Source organism: Pseudomonas sp. G(2018), assembly GCF_005502415.1.
Taxonomy (GTDB): Bacteria; Pseudomonadota; Gammaproteobacteria; order Pseudomonadales; family Pseudomonadaceae; genus Aquipseudomonas.
Genome location: NZ_SCOO01000025.1, coordinates 57067 through 80507, shown reverse-complemented (window position 1 = coordinate 80507; position 23441 = coordinate 57067). Strand labels below are relative to the sequence as shown.

The window sequence follows — 23441 nt, the reverse complement described above, 5'->3', positions numbered from 1 at the left end:
CTCACTGATACCTCACGAGGGTGCATTTCATGACGACTATTTTCGATCCGATCAAACTGGGCGACATCGAGCTTGCCAACCGCATCATCATGGCCCCGCTGACCCGCTGCCGCGCCGACGAAGGTCGGGTGCCCAACGCGCTGATGGCCGAGTACTACGTTCAACGCGCCTCGGCCGGCCTGATCCTCAGCGAAGCCACCTCGGTTACCCCGATGGGCGTCGGCTACCCGGACACCCCGGGCATCTGGTCCAACGACCAGGTACGCGGCTGGTCCAACGTGACCAAGGCGATCCACGGCGCCGGCGGCAAGATCTTCCTGCAACTGTGGCACGTGGGCCGGGTCTCCCACGAGTCGTACCTGAACGGCGAAGCGCCGGTCGCTCCAAGTGCCATCCAGCCCAAAGGCCACGTCAGCCTGGTTCGCCCATTGTCCGACTACCCGACGCCACGCGCGCTGGAAACCGCTGAGATCGCCGACATTGTCGACGCTTACCGCGTCGGTGCCGAAAACGCCAAGGCTGCCGGGTTCGATGGCGTGGAAATCCACGGCGCCAACGGCTACCTGCTCGACCAGTTCCTGCAAAGCAGCACCAACCAGCGCACCGACAACTATGGCGGCTCCCTGGAAAACCGTGCCCGCCTGTTGCTGGAAGTGACCGATGCCGCGATCGAAGTCTGGGGCGCAGGCCGAGTCGGCGTACACCTGGCACCGCGCGCCGACGCCCATGACATGGGTGACGACAACCTGGCCGAAACCTTCACCTACGTCGCTCGCGAACTGGGCAAACGTGGCATCGCCTTCATCTGCTCCCGCGAAAAAGAAGCCGACGACAGCCTCGGCCCACAGATCAAGGAAGCCTTCGGCGGCCCGTACATCATCAACGAACGTTTCACCAAGGACAGCGCCAACGCCTGGCTGACCGCCGGCAAGGCCGACGCCGTTGCCTTCGGCATCCCTTTCATCGCCAACCCGGACCTGCCGGCACGCCTGAAAGCGGATGCACCGCTGAACGAGGCGCGTCCGGAACTGTTCTATGGCAAAGGCCCGGTCGGCTACATCGACTATCCGACGTTGTAATCGTTAGCCGTTGAAATGCAAAAGCCCCGGACTCGTAAGAGCCGGGGCTTTTTGTTGTGTCGAAATCATCCAGGTGCGGCAAGTCTCGAATGGCAACCTGTGGATGCGGTCGTTGAGCCGTGGAGCGCATTTGGTCCATATAAGCTCAAACTGTCCTCTGTCCCAGGACAAAGGACAGTTGCTAGCCCAGGATGCATGAAGAGTCAAGACCGTACTCTTGCTGATCAGCGAGGTATGTTTTTTCGCCTGATGTTTAGTTCCGCTTATTTAAGGTGTCGAAATATCGGATGACGCCTTAGGACGTTGTAGGCAAACTCCGAATCTCGCTTTTGGGCTCTTTGATGCCTTGTTGCGCTTTTCTTTGACGGGATAGTCTCCGGACGTCGCTGACCATTCGGCGATCGGGCTTGGAAACCCGTCTGACCAAAGCGCAACAGCGCCCCCAATTCGTTGCAGCAGCTTTTTCGCTTGCGATGTCTAGTTATGGCGGCTGTGCGTGGGACGCCTTTGGGCGTGCCGGTTTCCTTGGTCCCGGTTTTCCAACCTGCGTACAGCTGCCACCCCTTCGCTTGGAAACGAACGTGGCGGCTCCTCAATCCAAGGAGTTACACCATGAGCAAAACCAGTCCGCCCGATCCTTCAGAACTGAAAACCGTTGGCTTCACCCCCTTCCTGTACCTCTCGAATCACCCCCTGTTCCACGTCTGCCGAGACGTCCCCATCACCGACGCCCTAGCCCAAGCCTCCAATCTGTTGTTCCTCGCCAGGGAGCTCACTGTGGATGCTGCCTATGCCAAAGACACCGACCGCCACGCCTGGGCGGCGCATTACCTGACGGCGATGAGTAAAGCCGTGATTGATGATGTGACGAAGGTGTTGGAGCGTGGGACTGATCGCACTCACAAGTAAGCCGCGCAATAGCGATAACTCATGAACTCGAAAGCCCCGGTTCCAAAGAGCCGGGGCTTTTTATTGACTGGGTTTGGCGCAGCTTCTGTGGGAGCGAGCCTGCTCGCGAAATACCCGAGGGCGCTGCGGGGTATCTGGTTTTACGCGTTATTGCTCACGACCTTCGCGAGCAGGCTCGCTCCCACAGGAAATTGAGTAAACCCGCGAGAGTCAGATCGGCTGCCTGGCCGCCATCGCTGCGATGCGGCGACCCGACAAGCCAGCTCCCACAGGGAGCGGTTCAGCACTCGGTATTCACGCTTTCTCACAAACGCGACACAAAATCCCTACAAAATACCGAGCTTGCTACCTGTCAACCGATCAAACGTAAGTATATAAAAGCACCCCACTGCCCCGGCGCCCATGAAGAACTGTTCATCCAAGGCTTCAGCGGTTGACACACGGGAAGCCGATTACGCATGTTGTTTCATTTACGCAGGCTGGGGCTGAAACGCAGCATATCCAGCCCGGTATCGACCCAACGCTCGGCCTCGGTGTGCAGCTGGAAACTGTCCGGCGCGAGCAACCATTGGTACAGCAGGCCGTCTATATAAGCATGAATGCTGACAGCCGCGCGGGCGGTGTCGAGATTTTCCGGTAGCTGCCCGCGGTTCACGGCATTGCGCAGGGTCAGGCCGATGCGCATGTTGCAGTCCAGGCTGGCGGTCCGGCGCTGCTGGCGCAGGTCGCACATTTCATCGGTGAATTCGCACTTATGAAACAGAATCTCGTTGATGCGCCGGGTCTTGGGGTCCAGTGCAACTTCATGAAACAAATGAATCAGCAGCCGGCGCATGCAGCCCAGCGGGTCGAGCTCGTCTTCGCTCTCCGCAGCCTTGGCCAGTTCATCAAGGGGCTCATGCAAGCTGTCGAGCATGGCCTGCACCAGATCGGCCTTGTTGCTGAAATGCCAATAGATGGCGCCACGGGTCACGCCGGCCAGGGTCGCGATGTCCGCCAGCGTCGTGCGGGCCACGCCCCGCTCGAAAAAGGCCTTTTCGGCCGCCTCGAGTATCTGGCTGCGGGTTTCTTGAGCTTCCTCTTTGGTGCGACGGACCATGGCAGTACAACCTCAATCAGGGTGCTTCAGCGATGTCTGAATATCAGCTGAATAAAAGTGGGGCGAGCGTTCTTGGGCATCGTCCCCGGGCCTACAATTCGAACCTTGCGACGGCTTCTGTAACAGCGAGGGTACACAGCCAAGGTATTTACAAACAACCGTGAATGTAAGTATATTCCTTAGCAAGCTACTTATCCACCCGGCACCCAATTTTTAACGTTCCATCTTTTCTTGTGCGTTTTTTGCGCGCCTGACCCGAGGATTTTCATGCAATTCAAGCCAGCTGTTACCGCTCTGGTCGCCGCCGTCGCCCTCGCATCGCTGCTCAGTGGATGCAAAAAGGAAGAAGCGGCACCCGCCGCACCACCGCCTCAGGTCGGCGTCGTCACCCTGCAGCCGCAAACGTTTACGTTGACTTCCGAACTGCCGGGCCGCACCAGCGCGTTCCGCATCGCCGAAGTGCGTCCGCAGGTCAACGGCATCATTCTCAAGCGCCTGTTCAAGGAAGGCGGCGATGTCAAAGCCGGCCAGCAGCTGTATCAGATCGATCCGGCGGTCTATGAAGCGACCCTGAAAAGCGCCGAGGCCAACCTGCGCTCGACCAAGTCGATCTCCGACCGCTACCAGCAACTGGTCAACGAGCAAGCCGTGAGCCGTCAGGAATACGACACCGCCGTGGCCAACCGTCTGCAGTCGGAAGCCGCGCTGCAATCGGCCCAGATCAACGTGCGCTACACCAAGGTCTACGCACCGCTGACCGGCCGTATCGGTCGTTCTTCGGTGACCGAGGGCGCGCTGGTCAGCAACGGTCAGACAGAAGCCATGGCGGTCATTCAGCAACTTGACCCGATCTACGTCGATGTCACCCAATCCTCGGTCGAACTGCTGCAATTGCGCCGCGAACTGGAAAGTGGCCGCCTGCAGAAGGCCGGCGACAATGCAGCAAAGGTCAAGCTGACCCTCGAGGACGGCAGCCATTACCAGCAGGAAGGCAAGCTGGAGTTCTCCGAAGTCTCGGTTGACCAGACCACCGGCTCCGTAACACTGCGTGCCGTGTTCCCGAACCCTGATCACACCCTGCTGCCAGGCATGTTCGTGCACGCCCAGTTGCAGGCCGGTGTGAACAGCGCGGCGATTCTGGCCCCGCAGCAAGGCGTGACCCGCGACCTCAAAGGTTCCCCGACCGCGCTGGTCGTCGGTCCCGACAACAAGGTCGAACTGCGTCAGCTCAAGGCCAGCCGCACCGTGGGCAACCAATGGCTGATCGAAGACGGCCTGAAGGCCGGCGATCGCCTGATCACCGAAGGACTGCAATTCGTCAAACCTGGCATCGAAGTCAAGGCCAGTGAGGCGACCAACGTTGGCGCAAGGAACCCGGCCCCCGCGAAAGCAGCTGAACAGGCTTCCGTCGGCAAAGGGGAGTAAACCATGTCGAAATTTTTTATCGACCGTCCGATTTTTGCCTGGGTAATTGCCCTGGTGATCATGCTGGTCGGGGCACTATCGATCCTCAAACTGCCGATCAACCAATACCCGAGCATTGCGCCGCCCGCGATCGCCATCTCCGTGACCTACCCGGGCGCTTCCGCGCAAACCGTGCAGGACACCGTGGTGCAGGTGATCGAGCAGCAGCTCAACGGTATCGACAACCTGCGTTATGTGTCCTCGGAAAGTAACTCCGACGGCACCATGACCATCACCGCGACCTTCGAGCAAGGCACCAACTCCGACACCGCGCAGGTTCAGGTCCAGAACAAGCTGAACCTGGCCACCCCGCTGCTGCCGCAAGAAGTGCAGCAGCAGGGTATCCGCGTGACCAAGGCAGTGAAAAACTTCCTGTTGGTGATCGGCGTGGTGTCCCGTGACGGCAGCATGACCAAGGACGACCTGTCCAACTACATCGTGTCCAACATGCAGGACCCGATCTCGCGGACCGCCGGTGTCGGTGACTTCCAGGTATTCGGCTCCCAATACGCCATGCGTATCTGGCTCGATCCGGCCAAGTTGAACAACTACAACCTGACCCCGATCGACGTCAAAACCGCCATCGCCGCACAAAACGTCCAGGTGTCGTCCGGTCAGCTCGGTGGCTTGCCTGCCCTGCCCGGCACGCAGCTGAACGCGACGATCATCGGCAAGACCCGCCTGCAGACCGCTGAGCAGTTCGAAAAGATCCTGCTCAAGGTCAACAAGGACGGTTCCCAGGTTCGCCTGAAAGATGTCGCCGACGTCGGTCTGGGGGGTGAAAACTACAGCATCAACGCCCAGTTCAACGGCGCTCCGGCGTCCGGCCTGGCTGTGAAACTGGCCACCGGTGCCAACGCCCTCGACACGGCCAAAGCCCTGCGCAAGACCATCGATAACCTCAAGCCGTTCTTCCCGCAAGGGATGGAAGTGGTGTTCCCGTACGACACCACCCCGGTGGTGACCGAATCGATCAAGGGCGTGGTTCACACCCTGGTTGAAGCGGTCGCGCTGGTGTTCCTGGTGATGTTCCTGTTCCTGCAAAACTTCCGCGCCACGGTCATCACCACGATGACCGTACCGGTGGTACTGCTTGGTACGTTCGGCATCCTCGCGGCAGCTGGTTTCAGCATCAACACCCTGACCATGTTCGGTATGGTGCTGGCCATCGGCTTGCTGGTGGACGACGCCATCGTCGTGGTGGAAAACGTCGAACGGGTGATGAGCGAAGAAGGCCTGTCACCCAAGGAAGCCACCAAGAAATCCATGGGGCAGATCCAGGGCGCCCTGGTCGGTATCGCCCTGGTGCTGTCGGCGGTACTGCTGCCGATGGCGTTCTTCAGCGGTTCCACTGGCGTGATCTACAAGCAGTTCTCGATCACCATCGTCTCGGCCATGGCCCTGTCGGTACTGGTTGCGCTGATCTTCACCCCGGCGCTGTGCGCCACCATGCTCAAGCCGATTCCGAAAGGCGAGCACGGCACGCCGAAACGCGGCTTCTTCGGCTGGTTCAACCGTAACTTCGACCGTGGCGTTCGCAGCTACGAGCGCGGCGTGGGTAACATGCTGGCGCAAAAAGCACCCTACCTGCTGGCCTACATCCTCATCGTGGTCGGCATGATCTGGCTGTTCACCCGGATTCCGACGGCGTTCCTGCCGGAAGAAGACCAGGGCGTACTGTTCGCCCAGGTGCAGACACCGGCCGGTTCTACGTCCCAGCGTACCCAGGTGGTGGTGGACGAGATGCGTGAGTTCTTGTTGCGTCCAGGCAAGGAAGGCGGTGAAGGCGATGCGGTGAACTCGGTGTTTACCGTGACCGGCTTCAACTTCGCCGGCCGTGGCCAGAGTTCGGGCATGGCGTTCATCATGCTCAAGCCGTGGGATGAACGTAACGCCGACAACAGCGTGTTCAAGGTTGCAGCCCGTGCGCAGCAGCACTTCTTCACCTTCCGTGACGCCATGGTGTTCGCCTTTGCGCCACCGGCGGTACTGGAGCTGGGTAACGCCACCGGTTTCGACGTGTTCCTGCAAGACCGCGCCGGTATCGGTCACGACAAGCTGATGGAGGCCCGTAACCAGTTCCTCGGTATGGCGGCGCAGAGCAAAGTGCTGGCGCAAGTGCGTCCGAACGGCCTGAACGACGAACCGCAATACCAACTGGAAATCGATGACGAGAAGGCCAGTGCCCTGGGCATTACCATCGCCGACATCAACAACACCCTGTCGATTGCCCTGGGCAGTAGCTACGTCAATGACTTCATTGACCGCGGTCGGGTGAAGAAGGTGTACGTGCAAGGTCGTCCCGGTGCCCGCATGAGCCCTGAAGACCTGCAGAAGTGGTACGTGCGCAACAGCGTCGGCACCATGGTTCCGTTCTCGGCATTCGCCAAGGGCGAGTGGATCTACGGCTCGCCGAAACTGGCCCGTTACAACGGCGTGGAAGCGATGGAAATCCTCGGTGCCCCGGCACCCGGTTATTCCACCGGTGAAGCCATGGCCGAAGTCGAAGCCCTGGCCCAGAAACTACCGGCCGGTGTCGGTATTTCCTGGACCGGCCTGTCTTACGAGGAACGTCTGTCCGGCTCCCAGGCGCCTGCGCTGTATGCCCTGTCGCTGCTGATGGTGTTCCTGTGTCTGGCGGCGCTGTATGAAAGCTGGTCGATTCCGATCGCGGTGATGTTGGTGGTACCGCTGGGGATCATCGGTGCGCTGATGGCCACTAGCCTGCGCGGCTTGTCCAACGACGTGTACTTCCAGGTGGGCTTGTTGACGACCATCGGCCTGGCGGCGAAAAACGCCATTCTGATCGTCGAGTTCGCCAAGGAACTCCACGAGCAAGGGCGCAGCCTGCGCGATGCGGCGATCGAAGCCTCCCGCATGCGTCTGCGGCCGATCATCATGACCTCGCTCGCGTTCGTCCTCGGTGTGGTACCACTGGCTATTTCCACGGGCGCCGGCTCAGGTAGCCAGCATGCCATCGGTACTGGTGTGATTGGCGGTATGATCACCGCCACCGTACTGGCGATCTTCTGGGTCCCATTGTTCTTCGTCACCGTATCGTCCATGGGCCAGCGCAAAGTCGTCGACCAGGACGCTGCCATTGAACCTTCTAAAGAGGCTGGCTAATGAGCAAGTCGCTACTCTCCCTGGCAGTCGCCGCCTTCGTGCTCGGTGGCTGCTCGCTGATACCTGATTATCAGCAGCCGGATGCTCCGGTGGCAGATCAGTACCCGCAAGGTCCGGCGTACTCGCCGGCCCAGGCGCCTGCGCAGGCGGCTGCAGAGCAAGGCTGGAAGCAGTTTTTCCATGACCCGGCGCTGCAGCAGCTGATCCAGGTGGCCCTGGAAAACAACCGTGACCTGCGTGTCGCGGCCCTGAACATCGACGCCTTTGCGGCTCAATACCGCATCTCCCGCGCCGACCTGTTCCCTGCCGTTTCGGCCAACGGCACCGGCAGCCGCCAGCGCGTTCCGGCCAATGCTTCGCAAACCGGCGAGGCAGACATCACCAGCTCCTACTCAGCCACCGTCGGTATCAGCGCCTATGAACTGGACCTGTTCGGTCGGATTCGCAGCCTGAACGAAGAAGCGCTGCAGAAGTACTTCGCCACCGAAGAAGGCCGGCGCAGCACCCAGATCAGCCTGGTAGCCAGTGTGGCCAATGCCTACCTGACCTGGCAGGCCGACAAGGAGCTGTACAAGCTGACCCAGGACACCCTTGCCGCGTTCGAGGAGAGCTACAAGCTCACCGCCCGCAGCAACGAAGTGGGGGTCGCCTCGGCCCTGGACCTGGCGCAGTCGCGGACCTCGGTGGAAAACGCCCGTGCGCAACTGGCCCGTTACACCCGCCAGGTCGCCCAGGATGAAAACAGCCTGGTACTGCTGCTCGGCACCGGCATCCCGGCCAACCTGCAAGCGGCCAGACCGCTTAACGACGACTTGCTGAGCGACGTACCGCCCGGCCTGCCGTCGGACCTGCTGCAACGTCGTCCGGACATCCTGCAAGCCGAGTACAACCTCAAGGCCGCCAACGCCAACATCGGCGCGGCGCGTGCTGCGTTCTTCCCGAGCATCAGCCTGACCGCCAATGCCGGAACCCTGAGCCCGGACCTGTCCGGGCTGTTCAAGGGCGGTTCGGGCACCTGGCTGTTCCAGCCGCAGATCAACCTGCCGATCTTCAACGCCGGCAGCCTGCGCGCCAGCCTGGATTACTCGAAAATCCAGAAAGACATTGGCGTGGCGAACTACGAGAAGTCCATTCAAACGGCCTTCCAGGAAGTCGCCGACGGCCTGGCCGCCCGCGAGACCTACACCCATCAGTTGCAGGCGCAGCGTGACTTCGTCACCGCCAACCAGGATTACTACCGCCTGGCCGAGCGTCGCTACCGCATCGGCGTCGACAGCAACCTGACCTTCCTCGATGCCCAGCGCCAGCTGTTCAGTGCCCAACAGGCGCTGATCACCGACCGTCTGGCGCAACTGGTCAGCGCGGTCAACCTGTACAAGGCATTGGGCGGTGGCTGGAACGAACAGACGGCGAAGAACGAGCCGTTGAAAGAAGAAGCGCCGAAGCTGAAGTTGTTCTGATAGCGCTGTGAACACAAGAAGCCCACCGATTGGTGGGCTTTTTCTTGGCTGCGGGAAAAGGTGTGCTGGCCGTACTGACCTCATCGCTGGCAAGCCAGCTCCCACAAGTTCTCAGTGGTTCACAAAATTCGTGTACGACACGGACATTGTGGGAGCGGGCTTGCCCGCGATGAGGCCTGGGCAGTCACCCCAAGAATCAGAGCCAATCTCGGTTCGATAATCGCCCAGAACCCTCTTTCACAGATTGAACCATCCAGTACATTCACATCACCATTCGAATCACAAAACCAATAACAACAGGTTCGACACCATGCCCCCGCGCCCTGCCCTGTCCGGCTGATCCCAAAGCTCCACCCAAGAAATGTCGACTTTGTGTCTGCACCGTCCCGGATGCGGCATTACCCAGTTTCATCCCCAAGAATTAGAGAGACCCGAACCCATGACGCCTTCCACCGCGCAGTATTTCGTTCCCAGCCTGATTGCCGTTGCCCTGGCCAGCACTGCCCTGCCCGCCCAGGCCGAGGAGCCGGGCTTTGTCGAAGGCGCCAAGGTCAACCTGAACCTGCGCAACTTCTACATCAACCGCAACTTCACCAACCCGACCAAGGCGCAGGGCAAGGCTGAAGAATGGACACAGAGTTTCATCCTCGACGCCAAGTCCGGTTTTACTCAGGGCACCGTCGGGTTCGGCCTGGATGTGCTGGGGCTGTACTCGGTGAAACTTGATGGCGGCAAAGGCACCGGCGGTACGCAACTGCTGCCGTTGGATAGCGATGGGCGCCCGGCGGACAACTTCGGCCGTACCAACGTGGCGTTCAAGGCCAAACTGTCGCAGACCGAAGTGAAGGTGGGCGAATGGATGCCGGTGCTGCCGATCCTGCGTTCGGACGATGGTCGCTCGCTGCCGCAAACCTTCCGTGGCGGCCAGATCACCTCGAAGGAAATCAATGGCCTGACGCTCTACGGCGGTCAGTTCCGCCAGAACAGCCCGCGCGACGACAGCAGCATGGACGACATGTCGATGACCGGCAAAGCCGCGTTCACCTCGGACCGGTTCAATTTCCAGGGCGGCGAATACCTGTTCAACGAAAAGCGCACCCAGATCGGTGTTTGGAACGCCGAACTCAAAGACATCTACAGCCAGCAATTCATCAACCTGACCCACAGCCAGCCCGTCGGCGACTGGACCCTGGGCGCCAATCTGGGTTTCTTCTACGGCAAGGATGACGGCAGCGCCGGCGCCGGCGACCTCGACAACAAGACCATGTACGGTCTGTTCTCGGCCAAATACGGTGGAAACACCTTTTATGTAGGTCTGCAAAAACTCACCGGCGACAGCCCGTGGATGCGGGTCAACGGCACCAGCGGCGGCACCCTGGCCAACGACAGCTACAACTCCAGCTACGACAACGCCCGGGAAAAATCCTGGCAAGTGCGCCACGACTACAACTTCGTCGCCCTCGGCGTGCCAGGCCTGACCCTGATGAACCGCTACATCAGTGGCGATAACGTACACACCGGCACGATCACCGATGGCAAGGAATGGGGGCGGGAAAGTGAACTGGGCTACACCGTGCAAAGCGGCGCGCTGAAAGACCTGAACGTGAAATGGCGCAACTCGACCATGCGCCGCGACTACAGCAACAACGAGTTCGACGAAAACCGGGTGATCATCAGCTATCCGATCAGCCTGTTGTAAACCCCACTGCCGCCATCGCGGGCAAGCCCGCTCCCACAGGTTTTGCATGTGCCACACGATTTGGGCATGACACAAAACCTTGTGGGAGCGGGCTTGCCCGGGTAGAAACCGGGGTCACTCCCGCGATTCAACCCCCAACTCATCCCACACCGACTCCGCCAGGTGGAACGTGGCATTGGCCGCCGGGATGCCGCAGTAGATCGCGCTCTGCATGATCACTTCCTTGATCTCGCCGCGGCTGACGCCATTGTTGGCGGCGGCGCGCAGGTGCAGTTTGAGCTCACCCTCGCGGTTCATGCCGATCAACATGGCGATGGTGATCAGGCTGCGGGTGTGGCGCGGCAGGCCCGGGCGGGTCCAGATGTCGCCCCAGGCATGGCGGGTGATCATCTCCTGAAACTCCGAGTTGAACTCGGTCAGGGTGGTCAGGCTGCGGTCGACGTGAGCATCGCCCAGTACGGCGCGACGGACCTTCATACCCTCGTCGTAACGTTGTTTCTCGTCCACGGATTTTTCCTCAACGAGCCTGCAGAAAGGCCAGTACGCGATCGCTGAAATCCGCGCCGGCCTGAACGTTGGACAAGTGCGCCGCATAGAACTCGGCGTACTCGGCACCCGGCACATGTTCCTGAATGAAATGCCCGCCGGACGGCGGCGTGACCGCATCCTGGGTGCCGGCAATCACCAGCAGCGGCGCCTTGATCGAGGACAATTGATCGCGGAAATCGGCATCGCGCACTGCCGCGCAATTGGCCGCATAGCCTTGCGGTGAAGTGGCCGCCAGCATGTCGGTGATTTGCTTGGCCGCTGCCGGGTTAGCCTCGGAGAAGTCCGGGGTGAACCAGCGGGCAATCGACGCATCGCGCAAGGCGACCATGGCCGCGGCACCGTCGCGCAGTACGGTTTCGATGCGCGGGTTCCACACCGACGGATCGCCGATTTTCGCCGCGGTGTTGCACACGATCAGTTTGTTCAGGCGCTCGCCGGCGTTGATGCCCAGCCATTGCCCGATCAGCCCGCCCATGGACAGTCCGCAGAAATGTGCGCGTTCGATGTGCAGCGCATCCAGCAGCGCCAGCACGTCGCGGCCCAGTTGTTCGATGTTGTACGGCCCTGGCGTCACCAGGGATTGGCCGTGACCACGGGTGTCGAAGCGCAGCACACGGAAATGCTCGCTGAACGCGGCGATTTGCGCGTCCCACATGTGCAGGTCGGTGCCCAGGGAGTTGGACAGCACCAGCACCGGCGCATCCACCGGGCCATCGAGTTGGTAATGCAGTTCGCCCTCGGCGAGTTGTACAAAAGCCACAGCAATCTCCTTCAGGCAGTCAATGCAGAATGTTCAGCCACCGCTCGCTCGACCCAAGTGCGAGCCTGTCCGAGGTAGTGGGCGGGGTCCAGCAGATGATCGAGTTCTTCAGCCGACAGCTCGGCTGTCACTTGCGGCTCGTCGCCAAGCACCGCGCGCAGATGACGTTGTTCGGCCACGGCGCGTTTGCAACATTGCTCCAACAGGTGATGCGCGGCGTCGCGCCCGACCCGTTGCGCCAGGACAATGCTCACCGCCTCGGCCAGCACCAGGCCTTGGGTCAGATCGAGGTTGCGGACCATGCGCCCGGCGTCCACTTCCAGCCCCTGCGTCACCAACAGCGCTTGCTTCAGGCTGCCGGACACCAGGCAGCAAATCTCCGGCAGGGTTTCCCACTCGGCGTGCCACAGGCCGAGACTGCGTTCGTGTTCCTGTGGCATGGCGCTGAATAACGTCGAGAGCAAACCGGGTACGCGGGTTGCCGCGCCGATCAACACCGCCGCGCCCACCGGGTTGCGTTTGTGCGGCATGGTCGAAGAACCGCCCTTGCCCGGCGCCGAAGGTTCGAACACTTCGCCCGCTTCGGTCTGCATCAACAGGCTGATGTCGCGACCGAGTTTGCCGAGGCTGCCGGCGATCAACCCGAGTACCGAGCCGAACTCCACCAGGCGATCACGCTGGGTGTGCCAAGGCTGATCGGGCAAGCCCAGTTGCAGCTCCTCGGCCAGTGCCTGGGCAATCGGCATCGCCTGCTCACCAAGCGCCGCGAGGGTGCCGGAAGCACCACCGAATTGCAGCACCAGCAGGCGCGGCTTGAGATCTTGCAGACGTTGACGACTGCGGGTGACCGCCCCCAGCCAGCCGGCGATCTTCATACCGAGGGTGACCGGCGTCGCATGTTGCAACCAGGTACGTCCGGCCAACGGCGTGGCCACATAACGTTGGGCCTGGGTGGCGAGGGTTTGCCCCAGTTGCGCCAAATCACTGTCGATCAGCTCCAGCGCCCGACGCAGTTGCAGCACCAGACCGCTGTCCATTACATCCTGACTGGTCGCCCCAAGATGCACGTAACGTTCGGCCTCGGCATCCTGCGTTGCGATCTGCTTGCCCAATGCCTTGACCAACGGAATCGCCGAATTGCCGGCGCTGGCAATCGCTTCGCCGAGGGCGGCAAAGTCGAAATGCCCGGCCTGGCACGCGGCTTCGATCGGTGCCACCGCGGTTTGCGGAATCAGACCGACCCGCGCTTCGGCGCGGGCCAGCGCGGCTTCGAAGTCGAGCATGGCCTGGACCCGGCCCTGATCGCAGAACACGTCGCGCATATCGCGTGCAGTGAAATAGGCATCAAACAATTGATTGCCCGGTCGCTGGTTCATAAACAGTCCCTGGAAGTGCGGGCCGGTCAGGCCCGCGGGTATGAATCAAAGGTCGTGATGCAAATACTTCGCTTGCTTGGGCAGACGCTGGCTGAACAGGAACGCTATCGCCATCATCACGCCCACGGCCTTGAGGCTCAAGGCTACATATTCCGCCGAATCGCCGAGGATCGCATTCGACACCGCATACGCCAGGCCAACGCGGGGACTGTGAAAGTCTGGATACACTTTGTAATAGCCCCGCTCCACGGATGGATCAGCAACACGACTCCCCTGTGGGAGCGGGCTTGCCCGCGATTGCATTGGGTCAGTCACCATTAATGTTGGATATGATTCCGTCATCGCGAGCAAACTCGCTCCCACAGGTTTGCGCTGGTCACTCAATAATCGAAGAACACCGTCTCCGCATCCGTGCCCTGCAGAATCACATTCCAGTGGTAAACACCGCTCGCATCCTGCTTCGCCAACAAGGTGCCGCGACGCTCGGCCGGCACGCATTCCAGCAGCGGATCGTCTACGTTTGCCGGTTCGCCCTCGAAGTAAATCCGCGTCAGCAAGTGCTTCACCAGGCCACGGGCAAACACCAGCACCACCAGATGCGGCGCCTGGGTCGTGCCTTTGAGGCCTTCGACCGTGCCCGGTTTGATCGTGGTGAAACGGAAACGCCCTTCGGCATCCACCGGCACCCGACCAAAACCTTCAAAGTTCGGGTCCAGGGGCTTGTCCTGGTCGTCTTCCGGGTGGTCGTACTTGCCGGCGGCGTTGGCCTGCCAGACTTCCAGCATCGCGTCGTTGACGATATCGCCATTGCCATCGACCACTTGCCCGGTGATCGCCACGCGCTCGCCCAGGGTTTGTTCGACGGTCAGGTTTTCGCGGTTCAGCCAAGTCAGGCCGATGTGGTAGTACGGCCCTACGGTGTGGGACGTGGTCGCAGTCAGCGTCATCTTATTTCTCCATCGGCGTGGCATCGCGGCCGCGCAATACGATGTCCCAGCGATAACCGAGGGCATAGGAAGGGATGGTTTTTTCCAGATCGAAACTGGCGATCAGGCGCTCTTTGGCGCTGGTATCGGGCACGCAGTTGTAGATCGGGTCGTAGGCCAGCAACGGATCGCCCGGGAAATACATCTGGGTGACCAGGCGCGTCAGGATGCTTGGCCCGAACAGCGAGAAATGGATGTGCGCCGGGCGCCAGGCGTTGTGGTGGTTACCCCACGGATAAGCGCCGGGCTTGATGGTCTGGAACTGGTACCAGCCATCGGCGTCGGTCACGGTGCGGCCGGTGCCGGTGAAGTTCGGGTCCAGCGGTGCGTCGTGCAGGTCGCGGGCATGGGCGTAACGACCGGCGGCGTTGGCCTGCCAGATCTCCACCAGAATTCCCGGCACTGGCAGACCGTTCTCATCCAGCACACGGCCGTGAATGATGATGCGCTCACCCAATGGCTCACCCTGGTGCTGGGCGGTCAGGTCGTTGTCCTTCTCATTGACGCGCTCGGCGCCAATGGTCGGCCCGGTGATTTCCGACAACGAATGCGGCAGGAACACCAACGGCTTGGACGGCGAGCGCAGGTTGGTGGATTGGTAGGTCGGGTGCAGGTACGGCGGCTGGGTGCCTTCCTGCGGACGACGGTAACCAGGCTTGTCAGTCATGAAACATTCCTCAGTTCTTATCAGTCTTCAGAGCGCGTCAGACGCGCTCGATCGCCAAGGCCAGACCCTGGCCAACACCGACGCACATGGTCGCCAGACCTTTCTTGCCACCGGTTTTTTCCAGCTGATGCAACGCAGTCAGCACCAGCCGCGCACCGCTCATGCCCAAGGGATGGCCCAAGGCAATGGCACCGCCGTTCGGGTTGACCTGGGTCGCGTCGTCGGCGATTCCCAGTTCACGCAGCACCGCCAAACCTTGGCTGGCGAAGGCTTCGTTGAGTTCGATCACGTCGAAATCACTGACCGCCACACCCAGGCGTTCGATCAGCTTGCGCACCGCCGGTACCGGGCCGATGCCCATCACCCGCGGGGCGACACCGGCGCTGGCCATGCCCAGCACTTTGGCGCGAGCGGTCAGGCCGTGTTTTTTCACCGCTTCGGCCGAGGCCAGGATCAACGCCGCCGCGCCGTCGTTCACGCCCGAAGCATTGCCTGCGGTGACGGTTTTGTCAGGGCCATTGACCGGTTTCAACTTGGTCAGGGCTTCCAGGGTGGTGTCGGCGCGAGGATGTTCGTCCTGGCTGACCACGGTTTCACCTTTCTTGTGGGCAATGCGCACTTCGACGATTTCTTCGGCGAAATAACCTGCAGCTTGCGCGGCGGCGGTGCGTTGCTGACTGCGCAGGGCAAAAAGGTCCTGGTCTTCACGGGACACTTGGTAATCATCGGCGACGTTGTCGGCGGTCTGCGGCATCGCATCCACGCCGTACTGGGCTTTCATCAGCGGGTTGATGAAGCGCCAGCCGATGGTGGTGTCTTCGAGTTTCATGTTGCGCGAGAACGCGGCGTCGGCCTTGCCCATCACGAACGGGGCGCGGGACATCGACTCGACACCGCCGGCAATCGCCAGCTCCATCTCGCCACTGGCGATGGCGCGGAATGCGGTGCCAATGGCGTCCATGCCCGAGGCGCAGAGGCGATTGAGCGTGACGCCCGGAATGGTTTCCGGCAGCCCGGCCAGCAGCAGCGCCATGCGCGCCACGTTGCGGTTGTCTTCGCCGGCCTGGTTGGCGCAGCCGAGGAACACCTCGTCCACTGCTGTCCAGTCCACCGATGGGTTGCGCTCCATCAGCGCCTTGATTGGCACAGCGGCCAGGTCGTCGGCACGAACCGTCGACAGGCCTCCGCCGAAACGGCCGATGGGGGTGCGAATGGCGTCGCAGATATAAACGTCACGCATCACGCTTCTCCGGGTGCTTGGCCGTGGGCCGCTGCGGTACGGGCTTCCAGATCGCGCAGAGCGGTCAGTTCGACCTCGGTCGGCTCGGCAGTGGTATCAACGCTGTCGGCAAAACGGATCGGCCAACCGGTGGCGGCCGTCACTTGCTCGCGGGTCACGCCCGGGTGCAGCGCGGTGACCACGAACTCATGGGTGCCCTCTTCCGGTTCCATGATGCACAGGTCGGTGATGATCCCGACCGGACCGGCGCCCGGCAGACCGAGGCGCTTGCGCGAATCGCCGCCCTCACCGTGACCGACCGAGGTAATGAAGTCGAGCTTATCGACGAAAGAACGCGCCGACTGTTTGAGGATAATCAACACGCTCTTGGCGGAACCGGCAATTTCCGGCGCGCCGCCGGCACCCGGCAGACGGACCTTCGGTGCGTGGTAATCACCGACCACGGTGGTGTTGATGTTGCCGAAACGGTCGACTTGCGCCGCGCCGAGGAAACCGACGTCAATGCGACCGCCCTGCAGCCAATAGCGAAAAATCTCACCAGTCGGGACCACGGTGTCGGCGGTTTCCGCCAGCTCACCGTCACCGATCGACAGCGGCAGTACGCTCGGCTTGGCACCGATCGGGCCCGATTCGTAGATCAGGACCACGTCTGGCGACGAAGTCAGGCGCGCCAAGTTGGCCGCTTTGGATGGCAGGCCGATTCCCACGAAGCACACCGAGCCGTTCTTCAGGCGACGGGCAGCGGCGACGGTCATCATTTCATTGGTGGTGTAAGTCATTACTTCGCCTCCGAAGCGGCGGCCAGTTTGGCCTGGAACTCACTGAAGTCAGCGCTGCCATGGATGTACTCGTTGATCCACGCGGTGAAGGTTTCACGGTCGCGGGCAATCGGGTCCCAAGCCTGGTAGAAGCGGTTGTCGCGTTCGTTGTAACCGTGAGCGTAGGACGGATGCGCGCCACCCGGTACGTGGCAGACGGCGCTCAAGGCCCAGGTCGGCAGCACACAGGAGTTCATCGGCGCGTTGAGGTCATCGACGATTTCTTCCACGGTGACGATGCAGCGCTTGGCAGCCAATGCGGCCTCTTTCTGCACGCCGAGAATGCCCCACAACAGCACGTTGCCCTTGCGGTCGGCTTTCTGCGCGTGAATCACGGTGATATCCGGACGCACCGAAGGCACTGCTGCCAACACTTCGCCGGTGAACGGGCAGGTCACGGACTTGATCAGCGGGTTGACCTTCGGCAAATCGGAACCGGCGTAGGCACGCAGCACCGCGAACGGCAGGCCGGATGCTCCCGCGACGTAGGCGTTGGCCAGGTCGGCGTGGCTGTGTTCTTCGATTTCCAGCGCATGGGGCCACTGTTTCTCGACCGCATCGCGCAGACGGTGCAGCGAACCGACACCCGGGTTACCGCCCCAGGAGAAAATCAGCTTGCGGGCACAACCGGCACCGATCAACTGGTCGTAGATCAGGTCAGGGGTCATCCGCACCAGGGTCAGGTCTTTCTTGCCCTGGCGAATGATTTCGTGACCGGCGGCCGTCGGGATCAGGTGAGTAAAGCCTTCGAGCGCGACCGTATCGCCGTCGTTCACGAACTGCTTCACCGCGTCATGCAGCGAAAGAATTTCAGCCATTGGGGCAGGCTCCCATTTGTTATTAACCAACAGTGGTCGAAAAAGGCGCCGATGCGCAGCGCCGGAATGACTTGAAGATTAAGCCTGTGAAAAACCTCAAACAATCCGATAATCGACTGAGTGTTCGTTTATCGAACACATTGTTGCATACCTACCGATCCCAAAAGCTTCGCGGGCAAGCCTCGCTCCTACAAGGATTACGCTATTCCTGCAGGAACGAGGCTTGCCCGCGAAGAGGCCACCAAAATCATTGAAGATTCCGGCTCAGCCTGTCAGGTCGCATCCGCATGACTGACCACGCCCTTAATCACCACCGCCGCCGTCGCCAGCGCCGCCGGAATCACCAATGCCGTCAGCACTTGCTCGAAGTTCCAGCCCAGACCCAGCAGCGTGGCGCCCATCCAGGCCCCGAGAATCGCGCCGAAACGGCCAATGCCGAGCATCCACGACACGCCGGTGGCGCGCCCCTGGGTCGGATAAAAACGCGCGGCCAGCGATGGCATTGCCGATTGCGCACCGTTGACACACATACCCGCCACCAGCACCAGAGTCGCCAACAGCGTGATACTGCCCAGGCTCTGCCCCACCGCGTAGGCAAACACCCCGGCCAGCAGGTAAAAAATGCCGATGACCTTGTGCGGATTGAACCAGTCCATCGCCCAACCCACGCCCACTGCGCTAAGCACACCACCGAACTGGAACAATGCACCGATGAACGCCGCTTGCTCCATGCTCGCGCCGCTGTCGCGCATCAGGGTCGGCAGCCAGCTGGTCAGCAGATAAACGATCACCAACCCCATGAAGTAGGTCAGCCACAATAACAAGGTACCGACGCTGTAGGTGCCGGAGAAGATCACCGCGAACACATTGCGCGCCTTCACGGTTTTCTGTTCCGGCACGCTGAAGCTTGCGGCCTGGGCGACCACCGCCGGGTCGATGGGCGCCAGCGTCTTGCGCACTTTGTCGGCGCCCCGGTTACGGACGACAAGGTAGCGCGCCGATTCCGGCAGCCAGAACAGCAAAACGACGGCAAGGATCAGTGGCAGAATCCCACCGATCAGCAGCAGGCTGTGCCAGCCAAACGCCGGAATCAGCTTGGCCGAAATGAATCCGCCACCGGCCATGCCGAGGTTGAAGCCGCAGAACATGCTGGTCACCAGCAGGGATTTCTTGCGCTCCGGGGTGTATTCCGAGAGCAGTGTTGTGGCGTTCGGCATACCGGCCCCTAACCCAAGGCCGGTGAGGAAGCGCAGCACCAACAATTGATCGACGTTGGTGCTGTAAGCCGAAGCCAGGCTGAACGCACCGAACAACAACACGGCCCCCACCAGTACGACTTTTCGTCCGAAACGGTCAGCCAATGGGCCAGAGCCCAGTGCGCCGAAAACCATGCCGATCAATGCCGCACTCATCACCGGACCGAGGCTGGCGCGGTCGATGCCCCAGTCCTGAGACAGGGCCGGCGCGATGAACCCCATGGCCGCGGTGTCGAGGCCATCAAGGAAGACAATCAGGAAACACAGGATCACTACGCGCCATTGGTAGCGCGAAATGGGTTGAGCATTGATGAAGGACTGCACGTCGAGGCAGTTTCCTACAGCAGACTGAGGCTGGTTCATTATTTTTATTCCATGGATCGCAGTCGAACGGGGCCAGCCGACGCTGGCGCAGCCGCGACAGTAATAATCCAGGGGAAACAGCGTCAATTCAGTAAACGCGACTCTGTGCGTTTATCGAACAGCTTAGGCAAACAGCTGGGCGCTCAGATCACGGCTTGCGCTTAACAAACCGGGGAGAAACCGCTGCTCCAGTTCGTTACGGCTGACCCGTCCCGCATGAGTGCTGACGTTGAGGGCCGCGACCACCTGGCCGGAAGCGTCGTACACCGGAACGGCAATCGAACGCAGACCCTGCTCAAGTTCCTGGTCGACGATGCACCAACCTTGTTGCCGTACCTCCTGCAGGCATTCGAGCAATGCTTCGGGGGTATGAATGGTGCGGCTGGTCTTGGCCTGCAGGTCGGCGTGGTCGAGGTACTCCCCCAGCGACGTGTCGTCCAGGGCGGCCAGCAGGATCCTGCCCATCGATGTGCAATAAGCCGGCAACCGACCGCCCACCGAGAGGTCCACCGAAATCAGCCGTTGAGTGGTCGCCGAGCGGGCTATATATAGAATGTCATCACCTTCCAGGGTGGCCATGTTACAGGCCTCATGCAATTGCTCGCTCATGCGGTCCAGGTACGGCTGGGCAGAAACCGCCAGCGGCGTCGAGGAAACATAGGCATGGCCGAGGGTCAGCACTTTGGGCAGCAATGAGTAAGTGCGGCCGTCGGTGGTGGCGTAGCCGAGTTTGATCAGGGTATGCAGGCAACGTCTTACCGCGGCGCGGGGAATTTCCGTGCGGTGGCTGATCTGAGCAATGGTCAGGTGCCGCTTGCGCTCCTGGAACGCCTGCACGACAGCCAGCCCGCGAGCCAGAGAAGTCATGAAATCCGGATCACCGGTCAGGGCTTGAATCCGTTTGGCTGGCGATGCGACGATCGGCGGTGCCACTGACGCGAAGGAATTGCGCAATTGATCGTTCATATAAGGTCCTTTTCCCACACGGATCAGCAGCTATTACAAGCGGCATGGGCCCGGCAAACAAGCCCGGCCAACCAAGATCGGGCGATTATCGAACCATCGACCGATAATCGCAATCGACCCCATCGACCTCTCAGCCTGCCAACGATCCGAAATACGCACCTTCCCGTATGTTTTCAAGCAAACCCGAAGACCGATTTAAAGGTGCATATAGTTGCCCTAAGTTGTTCGACTTAATGGCGCCAGAAAGGCAACGTTGCACAATGACATCGGCCAATGCACTAGTTGCCGGTAAAAGTTGTGGCCAACCAAAACAATCACACATCAAGATCGACTTTTAACTCTTTGACGATAGTGTTCTGTGAATCGCTCGCTATAATGCAAATCAGTAGCCAGGCGATTTTTTACCCGCCGATCCCGCTACCCGGTGGCGCGATGTTCCATCGCTGCTGCCCCCGGCAAGTGTCCGACGCTGACTGCACCCGCATCGCCAACGCGCTCGCCGAAACAGGAAACTGATGCTACGTCAGCTATTTATCTCTGGTGCCGTGGCCGCCTGCAACATGGACGTACTGATCGCCCTGCCGTAAAAACGATGCCTTTATGGGCCTTGTCCTTTCGACGAGCGTGGTCAATACATTGAACGCAGCGCGTTTCACCAGAATTCATCTCAACTCAATCAGGTAGCACTGTGACGAAAGACGAACTGCGCGCGGAACTTGAGCGCCAGGAACAACGTTACAAGGAAGTTTACGGCGGGGAAGTCACCACCTACGCCGCCCAACCCGAACCGGAACGCAAGCCCTGGCGTAAACGCGCCACCGTTCAGGATCAGGTATTCAAGCAAGAACTGGAAAAAATGGAAAAGGAACTCAAAGCCGAAGAGCCATAAGCACCTCGGCTTGAATCCTTCCAGGGTCTGCGTTTGCTCCCGTTAAAAGCGGGATGTATTGATGTTGCCTTTTGCGCCCGCTACGAGCGGGCCGCGGCTACCTTGCCCATCTGACAGGGTAAAAGGCTCATATCTGACTCTTCCTTCAGAAATTTCACACAAGCGTTCAAATCCCTCCTTCAAACGAGTGAAACCCTTGTGGCGACAGCGTTTCCAAAGAAATTCAACGACTTGCAAGCACCGAAAAATCACCGGGGCTCAGGGCGCGGCTGCAAAATAATTCGTTGAAGAATGTTACCGATGAGCAGCTAGTGCATCGATTGACAGTCTTTTCTGGCATAATCGCGCCCCCTTATGACCGGGTCAGAAAACCTTCATGATCGATTTATTCAGCGGACTGGATGCTTGGGTGCTTGTGAGCCTCTTGCTCGCCCTGGCTTTTGTCCTCGCCTTCGAGTTCATCAATGGATTTCATGACACCGCTAACGCGGTAGCCACTGTTATCTACACCAAAGCGATGCCGCCTCATCTGGCGGTGTTCTTTTCCGGTGTGTTCAATTTCCTCGGCGTGTTGCTGGGCGGCGTTGGCGTGGCGTATGCCATTGTTCACCTGCTGCCGGTGGAGCTGCTGATCAACGTGAATACCGGCCATGGCCTGGCGATGGTGTTCTCGTTGCTCGCCGCAGCCATCACCTGGAACCTGGGCACCTGGTACTTCGGTATCCCCGCCTCCAGCTCCCATACGCTGATCGGCTCGATCCTTGGCGTGGGCCTGGCCAATGCCCTGATCAACGATATTCCGCTGGGCGACGGGGTGAACTGGCAAAAGGCGATCGATATCGCGATGTCGCTGGTGCTCTCGCCAATGGCAGGTTTCCTGATCGCCGCACTGGTACTGATCAGCCTTAAATGGTGGCGTCCGCTGTCGAAGATGCACAAGACGCCGGAACAGCGCCGCAAGATCGACGACAAGAAACACCCACCGTTCTGGAATCGCCTGGTGCTGGTGATCTCGGCCATGGCCGTGAGCTTCGTGCACGGCTCCAACGATGGTCAGAAAGGCATCGGCCTGATCATGCTGGTGCTGATCGGTATCGTGCCGGCGCAGTTCGTTCTTGACCTGAACAGCACCACCTATCAGATCGAACGTACCCGCGACGCCACCTTGCACTTGAGCCAGTTCTACAAGCGCAATGCCGACTCCCTGGGCGAGTTCCTGGCCCTGGGCAAAAGCGTATCAGGCGATCTGCCGGAGAAATTCCGCTGCAACCCGCAACAGACAGAACCTACCATCGACGCCCTTCTGGGTACCCTCAAGGGTGTAGCTGACTACCACTCGCTGTCGTCGGAAAGCCGCATCGAAGTACGCCGCTACCTGCTGTGCCTTGACGATACTGCGAAGAAAGTCGCCAAGTTGCCTGGCCTCGCCCCCCGTGAAAAGGCTGACCTGGACAAACTGCGCAAAGACCTGACCACCACCACCGAATACGCCCCGTTCTGGGTGATTCTGGCGGTCGCCCTGGCCCTCGGCCTGGGTACCATGGTTGGCTGGAAACGCGTGGTACTGACCATCGGCGAGAAAATCGGCAAGCAGGGCATGACCTACGCCCAGGGCATGTCGGCCCAGATCACCGCCGCGTGCATGATCGGCATGGCCAATATCTTCAGCCTGCCGGTGTCCACCACCCACGTCCTGTCCTCGGGCGTCGCCGGGACCATGGTCGCCAACAAAAGCGGCCTGCAAGGCGGCACCGTCAGAACCATCCTGTTGGCCTGGGTACTGACCCTGCCGGCCACGGTCGCCCTGTCGGCCGGTCTGTTCTGGCTGGCTTCAAAGGCACTGGGTAGCTGATACGCAGTTGTACGAAAAAGGCGCGCTCCGTGAGGACCGCGCCTTTTTTATTGCTGCCAGTCACC

19 protein-coding genes and 1 pseudogene are annotated in these 23441 nt (G+C 60.6%); 8 read left to right on the top strand and 12 right to left on the bottom strand.

Going from position 1 to position 23441, the window contains the following annotated elements:
• Positions 1 to 29 precede the first annotated feature (29 nt).
• The gene (locus tag FFS64_RS21560; RefSeq protein WP_137807078.1) at positions 30 to 1079 is read left to right on the top strand and encodes an alkene reductase; all 1050 of its coding nucleotides are present in this window, start codon (positions 30 to 32) and stop codon (positions 1077 to 1079) included.
• A gap of 612 nt (positions 1080 to 1691) precedes the next feature.
• Positions 1692 to 1988 carry a DUF3077 domain-containing protein gene (locus FFS64_RS21555; protein WP_137807077.1) on the top strand — a complete coding sequence of 99 codons (297 nt, stop codon included), beginning with the start codon at positions 1692 to 1694 and terminating at the stop codon, positions 1986 to 1988.
• Positions 1989 to 2454: 466 nt separating this feature from the next.
• Here FFS64_RS21555 and emhR read toward each other — a convergent pair whose 3' ends face one another.
• Positions 2455 to 3087 carry an efflux system transcriptional repressor EmhR gene (gene emhR / locus FFS64_RS21550; RefSeq protein WP_137807076.1) on the bottom strand — a complete coding sequence of 211 codons (633 nt, stop codon included), beginning with the start codon at positions 3085 to 3087 and terminating at the stop codon, positions 2455 to 2457.
• Positions 3088 to 3354: 267 nt separating this feature from the next.
• Between emhR and emhA the strand changes: the two genes are divergently transcribed.
• From emhA to FFS64_RS21530, 4 genes are all read left to right on the top strand, one after another.
• Positions 3355 to 4512: an efflux RND transporter periplasmic adaptor subunit EmhA gene (emhA, locus tag FFS64_RS21545; RefSeq protein ID WP_095195413.1), complete on the top strand. Its 1158-nt coding sequence runs from the start codon at positions 3355 to 3357 to the stop codon at positions 4510 to 4512.
• A gap of 3 nt (positions 4513 to 4515) precedes the next feature.
• Positions 4516 to 7677, top strand: coding sequence for an efflux RND transporter permease subunit EmhB (emhB, locus tag FFS64_RS21540; RefSeq protein ID WP_137807075.1), 3162 nt, complete (start codon positions 4516 to 4518; stop codon positions 7675 to 7677).
• Complete coding sequence (gene emhC, locus FFS64_RS21535) at positions 7677 to 9137, top strand: efflux RND transporter outer membrane subunit EmhC (RefSeq protein ID WP_137807074.1); 1461 nt, start codon at positions 7677 to 7679, stop codon at positions 9135 to 9137. Before emhB ends, emhC begins: the two co-directional genes overlap by 1 nt.
• A gap of 439 nt (positions 9138 to 9576) precedes the next feature.
• On the top strand, positions 9577 to 10836 hold the full coding sequence (locus FFS64_RS21530) for an OprD family porin (protein ID WP_137807073.1): 1260 nt from the start codon (positions 9577 to 9579) through the stop codon (positions 10834 to 10836).
• A gap of 114 nt (positions 10837 to 10950) precedes the next feature.
• Here FFS64_RS21530 and pcaC read toward each other — a convergent pair whose 3' ends face one another.
• The 11 genes and pseudogenes from pcaC to pcaR form a co-directional block, all read right to left on the bottom strand.
• The gene (gene pcaC / locus FFS64_RS21525) at positions 10951 to 11343 is read right to left on the bottom strand and encodes a 4-carboxymuconolactone decarboxylase (RefSeq protein WP_007976697.1); all 393 of its coding nucleotides are present in this window, start codon (positions 11341 to 11343) and stop codon (positions 10951 to 10953) included.
• 10 nt (positions 11344 to 11353) lie between these two features.
• Positions 11354 to 12145 carry a 3-oxoadipate enol-lactonase gene (pcaD, locus tag FFS64_RS21520; RefSeq protein ID WP_137807072.1) on the bottom strand — a complete coding sequence of 264 codons (792 nt, stop codon included), beginning with the start codon at positions 12143 to 12145 and terminating at the stop codon, positions 11354 to 11356.
• An 11-nt stretch (positions 12146 to 12156) separates the two neighbouring features.
• Positions 12157 to 13521, bottom strand: a complete 1365-nt coding sequence (locus FFS64_RS21515; protein ID WP_137807071.1) for a 3-carboxy-cis,cis-muconate cycloisomerase — start codon at positions 13519 to 13521, stop codon at positions 12157 to 12159.
• 45 nt (positions 13522 to 13566) lie between these two features.
• Positions 13567 to 13725, bottom strand: a pseudogene (locus FFS64_RS21510) (alpha-ketoglutarate permease); the annotation flags it as partial.
• Between the two features lie 176 nt (positions 13726 to 13901).
• Entirely contained in the window at positions 13902 to 14468 is a 567-nt protein-coding gene (pcaG, locus tag FFS64_RS21505; protein WP_137807070.1) for a protocatechuate 3,4-dioxygenase subunit alpha, read from the bottom strand.
• A gap of 1 nt (position 14469) precedes the next feature.
• On the bottom strand, positions 14470 to 15174 hold the full coding sequence (gene pcaH / locus FFS64_RS21500; RefSeq protein ID WP_095195405.1) for a protocatechuate 3,4-dioxygenase subunit beta: 705 nt from the start codon (positions 15172 to 15174) through the stop codon (positions 14470 to 14472).
• A gap of 37 nt (positions 15175 to 15211) precedes the next feature.
• Positions 15212 to 16417: a 3-oxoadipyl-CoA thiolase gene (gene pcaF / locus FFS64_RS21495; protein ID WP_171017116.1), complete on the bottom strand. Its 1206-nt coding sequence runs from the start codon at positions 16415 to 16417 to the stop codon at positions 15212 to 15214.
• Positions 16414 to 17193, bottom strand: a complete 780-nt coding sequence (locus FFS64_RS21490) for a CoA-transferase subunit beta (RefSeq protein WP_095195403.1) — start codon at positions 17191 to 17193, stop codon at positions 16414 to 16416. Before FFS64_RS21490 ends, pcaF begins: the two co-directional genes overlap by 4 nt.
• The gene (locus FFS64_RS21485; protein ID WP_008054173.1) at positions 17193 to 18050 is read right to left on the bottom strand and encodes a CoA transferase subunit A; all 858 of its coding nucleotides are present in this window, start codon (positions 18048 to 18050) and stop codon (positions 17193 to 17195) included. Before FFS64_RS21485 ends, FFS64_RS21490 begins: the two co-directional genes overlap by 1 nt.
• Positions 18051 to 18322: 272 nt before the next feature.
• Positions 18323 to 19669 (bottom strand): MFS transporter, encoded by a 1347-nt coding sequence (locus FFS64_RS21475; protein WP_137807067.1) that lies wholly within the window; start codon positions 19667 to 19669, stop codon positions 18323 to 18325.
• A 123-nt stretch (positions 19670 to 19792) separates the two neighbouring features.
• Positions 19793 to 20635, bottom strand: coding sequence for a pca regulon transcriptional regulator PcaR (pcaR, locus tag FFS64_RS21470; protein ID WP_095195401.1), 843 nt, complete (start codon positions 20633 to 20635; stop codon positions 19793 to 19795).
• Between the two features lie 688 nt (positions 20636 to 21323).
• On the opposite strand from pcaR, the gene FFS64_RS21465 reads away from it, so the two are divergent.
• Both FFS64_RS21465 and FFS64_RS21460 read left to right on the top strand, forming a co-directional pair.
• Entirely contained in the window at positions 21324 to 21524 is a 201-nt protein-coding gene (locus FFS64_RS21465; protein WP_008056863.1) for a hypothetical protein, read from the top strand.
• Positions 21525 to 21900: 376 nt separating this feature from the next.
• The gene (locus FFS64_RS21460; RefSeq protein WP_137807066.1) at positions 21901 to 23376 is read left to right on the top strand and encodes an inorganic phosphate transporter; all 1476 of its coding nucleotides are present in this window, start codon (positions 21901 to 21903) and stop codon (positions 23374 to 23376) included.
• The last annotated feature ends 65 nt before the right edge of the window (positions 23377 to 23441 follow it).